Here is a 6,164-nt window from a genome sequence, read left to right as displayed (position 1 = left end):
CATGCCCGGCGACAACGTGTCGTTCGAGGTTGAGCTGATCGCGCCGATCGCGATGGAAAACGGCCTGCGTTTCGCCATCCGCGAAGGCGGCCGCACCGTCGGCGCCGGCGTCGTGTCGAAAATCGTCCAGTAATCACTCTCGCGATATCAAACGGAAAGGGCGTCCCTTGGGACGCCCTTTTTTGTTTGGGACCAATGATCCTGAGATACACCAAAGAAACCGAACGAAAATCATTGAGTAATCACAACCTGCTATGATGGTGGGCGGCCGTTGCTCTGAAAGAGCAATGAGAGCCCACACCGTCGAGTTAAGGAAAGCCACCCCACAAATGGACGACTTTCTTCGTGTCTTGGTGGCTGACTAAGTGAGACCACGTCGCTGGCTGGCTGAATACTGGCGCATTCCTCGCTGATCTGTGCAGTGCTCGGGTCATTCCTCGGAACGGACGGTCCGGTGAAATACCCTGTGGGTCAGACGCCAAACCAAAACCAGCCGTTCATTCCGAGTTGTAGTTTTTCCAAAGAAGTGCTTTTAGAATGTCGCCGTCAATCAAAACTGACGTAAGCGCACAAGGAGTACTTCGAGATGGACGAAACCGTACAAAGGCTGTCCAGACGTTTGAAGCGACGCGGTTACCAAGTCCTGCCAAACAAGGAAACGGGCGAGTATGTCCGCAGTCTCGGTTTCCAGGTGCAAACGGTGTTTGACGTTGGGGTTGCCGGGGGCACCGCACATTTATACGCGGCTTTTCCTGAATCAAAATTTGTTTTGATCGAGCCAATTGCAGACTACGAAGCAAAGCTGCGAAGAAAATGGGCGGACAAAATCGATTTTGATTTTCATGCCTGCGGTGTTGGGGCAGAAAACGGCGAGACAACGCTGCGTATTCCAACGGTCGGTGCCAGATCGATGGGAACACGCGCGACAATGCTCGAATTTGACGATGCCGCCACGGCGCAAATGTCGAAAATCGAAGAAAGACATGTACCCGTGAAGACTCTTGACGAGATCGCGTCGAGCTACAAAGGACCATTCGGCCTGAAGATTGATACCGAAGGTTTCGAAATCGAAGTTGTTCGGGGGGCGTCGGAAATGTTGAAAAACTGCGCCTTCGTTCTGGCCGAAGTTTCAACACGCCGTCGCTATCAAGGCGGATACAAGTTCAGTGATTTTGTTTCGGTCATGGCGGAACATGGGTTTGAACTGCACGATTTCATCAGACCTCCGTCGCTGCAGGCAACCGACTGCGATGCGATTTTTGCACCTTTCAACAGCTCTTTGTTCGACTATCGGGATTTAAAGCTGTCGCGGGTCGCATCGAAAGACACAAAATCGTAGGAAGAAGTCACTCTTTTTCTTTCTTGGGTACGTGTGCCCATGAGGCACGAGTAATTCTGGTTTCGTCGCGATGATGCTTAGTTCATACTATGCGGCGGGTTTGAGATATTTGGTGGCGGTCAAATCTGGAATCGGATAGCCGGAAAAACCCCTTGCCAAACCCCTCACACCCCTGTAGATCGCGCGAGTTCTCACTAAGAACTTCAAGGCGGGATGATTCCCGCCTTTTGGGTTCGACGAGGGTTGGCGATGCGCGCTTGTCCTCCTCTCAACCTCAACGCCTGATAAAAGGCTGTTATTTATGCAAAGCCAAAACATCCGTATTCGGCTGAAGGCATTTGACTATCGCGTTCTGGATGCCAGCACGCAAGAGATCGTCAACACTGCCAAGCGGACCGGCGCGAACGTGCGCGGCCCGATCCCGCTGCCGAACAAGATTGAGAAGTTCACGGTTCTCCGTGGCCCTCACGTTGACAAGAAATCCCGTGACCAGTTCGAGATCCGCACGCACAAGCGTCTGCTCGACATCGTTGATCCGACCCCCCAGACCGTTGACGCGCTGATGAAGCTCGACCTCGCCGCTGGTGTGGACGTCGAGATCAAGCTGCAGTCATAAGATCGGAGGGTATTGATTATGCGCTCTGGTATTATCGCAAAAAAAGTCGGCATGACCCGCCTGTTCATGGAAGACGGCAAGCAGATTCCTGTGACCGTTCTTCACCTGGACAACCTGCAGGTTGTTGCACAGCGCACCGATGAGCAGGACGGCTATACCGCTGTTCAGCTGGGTGCCGGTGCTGCCAAGGCAAAACGCACCTCGAAGGCGATGCGCGGCCACTATGCCGCCGCCAAGGTCGAGCCCAAGCGTAAGCTGGCCGAGTTCCGCGTCTCGACAGACGGTCTGATCGAAGTGGGCGCCGAAATATCGGCTGAACACTTCCTGGAAGGTCAGAAGGTTGACGTTTCGGGCACCTCGATCGGTAAAGGCTTTGCCGGTGCAATGAAGCGCCACAACTTTGGTGGTCTTCGCGCTACGCACGGTGTTTCGATCAGCCACCGTTCGCACGGTTCAACTGGCCAGTGTCAGGACCCGGGCAAGGTTTTCAAAGGCAAGAAGATGGCCGGTCACATGGGTGCTGCCCGTGTAACCACCCAGAACCTGGAAGTTGTCAAAACTGACGCCGACCGGAACCTGGTCTTCATCAAAGGCGCCGTTCCCGGACCGAAATCGGGCTGGGTCACCGTCAAGGACGCCGTCAAGAAGAAAGCACCGGAAGGCCTGCCTTTCCCGGCTGCTGTGAAATCGGCTGCAACCGAAGCACCTGCGGAAGAAGTTCCCGCGGAAGGTGGTGAAGCATGAAACTTGATGTAATCAAACTGGACGGCGGCAAAGCCGGCAACATCGAGCTGGACGCAGACCTGTTCGGCCTCGAGCCGCGCGCAGACATCCTGCACCGTGTGGTCCGTTGGCAGCGCAACAATGCGCAGGCTGGCACTCACAAGGTCAAGACCCGCTCGGAAGTGAACTACTCGACCAAGAAGATCTATCGCCAAAAAGGCACCGGTGGCGCACGCCACGGCGCACGCTCGGCACCGATCTTCCGTGGTGGTGGTGTTTACAAAGGTCCGGTCGTGCGTTCGCATGGTCACGACCTGCCGAAAAAGTTCCGCAAGCTTGGTTTGCGCCACGCACTGTCTGCCAAAATGGCAGCTGGTGAGCTGGTTGTGATCGAAGACGCGGCATCCGAGGGCAAGACTGCCGCTCTGGCCAAGCAGGTTGCAAACCTGGGCTGGAAACGCGCTCTGGTCATCGACGGTGCCACCGTGAACGAGGGCTTCGCCCGTGCCGCCGCAAACATCGAAGGTCTGGATATCCTGCCGACGATGGGCGCAAACGTCTATGACATCCTCAAGCGTGACATTCTGGTGATCACCAAAGCGGGTGTCGAAGCACTGGAGGCTCGACTGAAATGAGCGCGAAGGCAGAACACTACGACGTGATCCGCAAGCCGATCGTCACCGAAAAGTCGACCATGGCGTCTGAGAACGGCGCGATTGTCTTTGAAGTGGCGATCGACAGCAACAAACCGCAGATCAAAGAAGCGGTTGAATCGCTGTTTGGTGTCAAGGTGAAGGCGGTCAACACCACCATCACCAAAGGCAAGGTCAAGCGGTTCCGCGGCCAGTTGGGCAAGCGGAAAGACGTCAAAAAGGCTTATGTGACCCTGGAAGAGGGTAACACCATCGACATCTCTACCGGTCTTTGATCGGATCTGTCTTTGGACAAACCATTAAGACCCCCGCGAGAGCGGGGGTTTTTCTTTAGGTGGTGACACCAAAAATTGAGCGCCAATCCCAGCGTCTCGACCAGAAATTGATTGCTATACCGGTGGGGTCGTCTATCCGGTATGCAACAAGCAAAAGATATGGCAGGCGCATGACCCAATCCTCTCTCTCGACCCGGGACAACCCGGATGTGACCGTCGCGCGGGATTGGGTGTCGACGCTGGCCAAATATCGGGAACCAAACCAGCCGCGCAGCTGGTTCGAGCTGGGGGCCACCATTGTTCCCTTCATCGCGCTTTGGGCGCTGGCCTGGATGTCTTTGTCGGTCAGCTATTGGCTGGCCTTTGCCGTTTCGGTTCTGAATGCGGCTTTCCTGCTGCGCCTGTTTGCCATTCAGCATGATTGCGGTCATGGGGCGTTTTTTACGAACCGGACGGTCAGTGATTGGGTCGGACGGGGGCTCGGGGTGCTGACACTGACGCCCTACGACGTTTGGCGCCGCACGCATTCCTCGCATCACAACTCTTCGGGCAATCTGGACAAGCGTGGGATGGGTGACATCCACACGTTGACCGTGGCAGAATACCGCGCGCTGACGCCGATGAACCGTCTGTTGTACCGCCTTTATCGCCACCCGATCACCCTGTTTGGATTTGGACCCGGCTATTTGTTCCTGTTTCAGAACCGGCTGCCGCTTGGCCTAACACATATTCCAAAATTCTGGGTCAGTGCGATGGTGACAAACCTGGCTATTCTGGCCGCGCTGGGGGCCGTCTATTACTTTGGTGGGCTGATGCCGGTGCTGCTGATTTTCCTGCCCTCGACCCTGATTGCCGCCGCGGCCGGTGTCTGGCTGTTCTATGTGCAGCATCAATTCGAAGAGACGCAGTGGGATCCCGATCAGGATTGGCAGCTGCATGAGGCTGCCCTGCACGGCAGTTCGCATTACATCCTGCCCTCAGTTTTGCAGTGGTTCACGGCCAATATCGGCATCCACCACGTGCACCATCTGTACAGCCGCATTCCATTCTACCGTCTGACCGAAGTGCTGCGTGACCATGATGAGCTGGCCAACAGCAATCAGATGACCATCCGTGAAAGCCTCGCCAACGCGCGGCTGCACCTATGGGACGAGAACCACCGCCGCCTTTTGTCGTTTGCCGAGGCGCGGGCGCTGTATGGGTGAGGGGGTCGCTCAGAAGGTCTGAGCGTCAGCAGGAAGACTTCGAGACAGCGGTTTTCTAAGTGGTTGAGACTCTGCTTTGAGCCCAAACCGACACGGCCCGAAGTCCACCTAATTGCTTCCAATGGCACAGAATGTTAGCTCTTTTTTATGAAGAACGTCATAGCCAAAATTCAAGAACAGTTCGGTGTTGAGGAGCTGCCGCATGGCTTGTTTCACTCTTTCGACCAAGCTTTGCGGTTTGAACTTGGAGGAGAGAAACTTGGCACGGATCGCCCGATGCGTCGCTTCACTCAGGCTCATGATAGGTCAAATGCGGTTTCGAAGGCGTTCATTGATAATTCGCCCGAAGTTTTTGTTCTACTATCCAGCTACGAAATGGAACAACCAGACAAGAAACGCCTAAAGCCTCTTAAGCTTTGCGGGATAAAGCGTTCTGAGTTTCAATACTTGAGTAAAACGCGGCAACAAGACGACGATCATATTGCCGAGTTTGGAAGTGACATTTTCAGGCACTGGGATATGGCCAAACTGAAAGACAAAGAGACTATTTCGGAAATACTTTGGCTAGGCATTGCATCTGAAATGGGAATAAAGCCAACTTTCCACGGCTCGATGACTGCATATTTTGTCGATCCAGAAAATGGTCTAGTTTTGCACCTTTATGACGACCGTGGGATGGATGTAGTCGCCACCCAGAAGGCACCGCTAAATAACTTGTTCGCTAGATATAACGATTGGCTGTTGGACTATGATCTTACTCGCATGACAGATATGTTTGGCGGTGAATGATAGCGTTTGCAGCGTCGCTTTGTCCGCTAAGTCGACGAAATCACTTTATGCATCATGCATCTCGCGTGAGCTGTCATTCCCAAAACGCATATCGGCTAGACCAAAATCTCCGTTGTTAGCGTTATTCATCCCCCCTATCTGAACCCTGTCCCAAGCAGGAACAATCAAAGCAACGTTGGGGAATACGCCCCGATCAAGAAAGGAATTCAGAAATGGCACATACAGCAACAGCACCTCATGGCGGCATCAACCTGGTCGCACGTCTTGCAGAGTTCATCACCAAGGCGAAAGAAACCTACGCACTGCGCGCCGAGTTCAACCGCACCTATTCGGAACTGCAAGGTCTGTCCGACCGTGAACTGCACGACATCGGCGTGCGCCGCTGCGATATCAGCGACATCGCCCGCGATCACGTTTACTGCTCGTAACTCGTTATACACACCACTCACCCGGAGGCGCCTTTTGGCGCCTCTTTTGGTTTTAGGTGCGTGGGTGACACAAGTTCCTTAATTTCAGCCGGGAGCCATTGATGACGTGGCCGTAATCGGTCAAGTGAAGGAAGAC

At 54.4% G+C, this 6,164-nt stretch carries 9 protein-coding genes; all 9 read left to right on the top strand.

Annotated features, from left to right (window positions below):
- A partial coding sequence (locus RUM8411_RS13760) for an EF-Tu C-terminal domain-related protein (RefSeq protein ID WP_503167637.1) occupies positions 1 to 133 on the top strand: 133 nt, incomplete at its 5' end.
- 453 nt (positions 134 to 586) lie between these two features.
- Entirely contained in the window at positions 587 to 1,339 is a 753-nt protein-coding gene (locus RUM8411_RS13755; protein ID WP_085823278.1) for an FkbM family methyltransferase, read from the top strand.
- A gap of 301 nt (positions 1,340 to 1,640) precedes the next feature.
- Positions 1,641 to 1,955 carry a 30S ribosomal protein S10 gene (gene rpsJ / locus RUM8411_RS13750; RefSeq protein ID WP_008756422.1) on the top strand — a complete coding sequence of 105 codons (315 nt, stop codon included), beginning with the start codon at positions 1,641 to 1,643 and terminating at the stop codon, positions 1,953 to 1,955.
- 18 nt (positions 1,956 to 1,973) lie between these two features.
- Positions 1,974 to 2,699, top strand: coding sequence for a 50S ribosomal protein L3 (gene rplC / locus RUM8411_RS13745; protein WP_085823277.1), 726 nt, complete (start codon positions 1,974 to 1,976; stop codon positions 2,697 to 2,699).
- Entirely contained in the window at positions 2,696 to 3,313 is a 618-nt protein-coding gene (gene rplD, locus RUM8411_RS13740) for a 50S ribosomal protein L4 (protein ID WP_085823276.1), read from the top strand. Before rplC ends, rplD begins: the two co-directional genes overlap by 4 nt.
- Positions 3,310 to 3,606 (top strand): 50S ribosomal protein L23, encoded by a 297-nt coding sequence (locus tag RUM8411_RS13735; RefSeq protein WP_085823275.1) that lies wholly within the window; start codon positions 3,310 to 3,312, stop codon positions 3,604 to 3,606. The genes rplD and RUM8411_RS13735 overlap by 4 nt, the downstream gene beginning before the upstream one ends.
- A gap of 170 nt (positions 3,607 to 3,776) precedes the next feature.
- Complete coding sequence (locus tag RUM8411_RS13730; RefSeq protein ID WP_085823274.1) at positions 3,777 to 4,811, top strand: fatty acid desaturase; 1,035 nt, start codon at positions 3,777 to 3,779, stop codon at positions 4,809 to 4,811.
- Between the two features lie 147 nt (positions 4,812 to 4,958).
- Positions 4,959 to 5,600, top strand: coding sequence for a DUF3885 domain-containing protein (locus RUM8411_RS13725; RefSeq protein WP_085823273.1), 642 nt, complete (start codon positions 4,959 to 4,961; stop codon positions 5,598 to 5,600).
- A 212-nt stretch (positions 5,601 to 5,812) separates the two neighbouring features.
- Positions 5,813 to 6,028 carry a DUF1127 domain-containing protein gene (locus RUM8411_RS13720; RefSeq protein ID WP_085823272.1) on the top strand — a complete coding sequence of 72 codons (216 nt, stop codon included), beginning with the start codon at positions 5,813 to 5,815 and terminating at the stop codon, positions 6,026 to 6,028.
- Positions 6,029 to 6,164: the final 136 nt, after the last annotated feature.

The sequence above is a fragment of the Ruegeria meonggei genome (assembly GCF_900172215.1).
GTDB classification, from domain to species: Bacteria; Pseudomonadota; Alphaproteobacteria; order Rhodobacterales; family Rhodobacteraceae; genus Ruegeria; species Ruegeria meonggei.
This window is presented reverse-complemented; position numbering and strand designations above follow the sequence as displayed.

What these genes read in the sequence shown, in the direction of transcription:
- rplC (WP_085823277.1), top strand. Translation starts at nt 1,974, where the DNA reads ATGCGCTCTGGTATTATCGCAAAAAAAGTCGGCATGACCCGCCTGTTC.
- RUM8411_RS13735 (WP_085823275.1), top strand. Translation starts at nt 3,310, where the DNA reads ATGAGCGCGAAGGCAGAACACTACGACGTGATCCGCAAGCCGATCGTC.
- RUM8411_RS13730 (WP_085823274.1), top strand. Translation starts at nt 3,777, where the DNA reads ATGACCCAATCCTCTCTCTCGACCCGGGACAACCCGGATGTGACCGTC.
- rpsJ (WP_008756422.1), top strand. Translation starts at nt 1,641, where the DNA reads ATGCAAAGCCAAAACATCCGTATTCGGCTGAAGGCATTTGACTATCGC.
- rplD (WP_085823276.1), top strand. Translation starts at nt 2,696, where the DNA reads ATGAAACTTGATGTAATCAAACTGGACGGCGGCAAAGCCGGCAACATC.
- RUM8411_RS13725 (WP_085823273.1), top strand. Translation starts at nt 4,959, where the DNA reads ATGAAGAACGTCATAGCCAAAATTCAAGAACAGTTCGGTGTTGAGGAG.
- RUM8411_RS13755 (WP_085823278.1), top strand. Translation starts at nt 587, where the DNA reads ATGGACGAAACCGTACAAAGGCTGTCCAGACGTTTGAAGCGACGCGGT.
- RUM8411_RS13720 (WP_085823272.1), top strand. Translation starts at nt 5,813, where the DNA reads ATGGCACATACAGCAACAGCACCTCATGGCGGCATCAACCTGGTCGCA.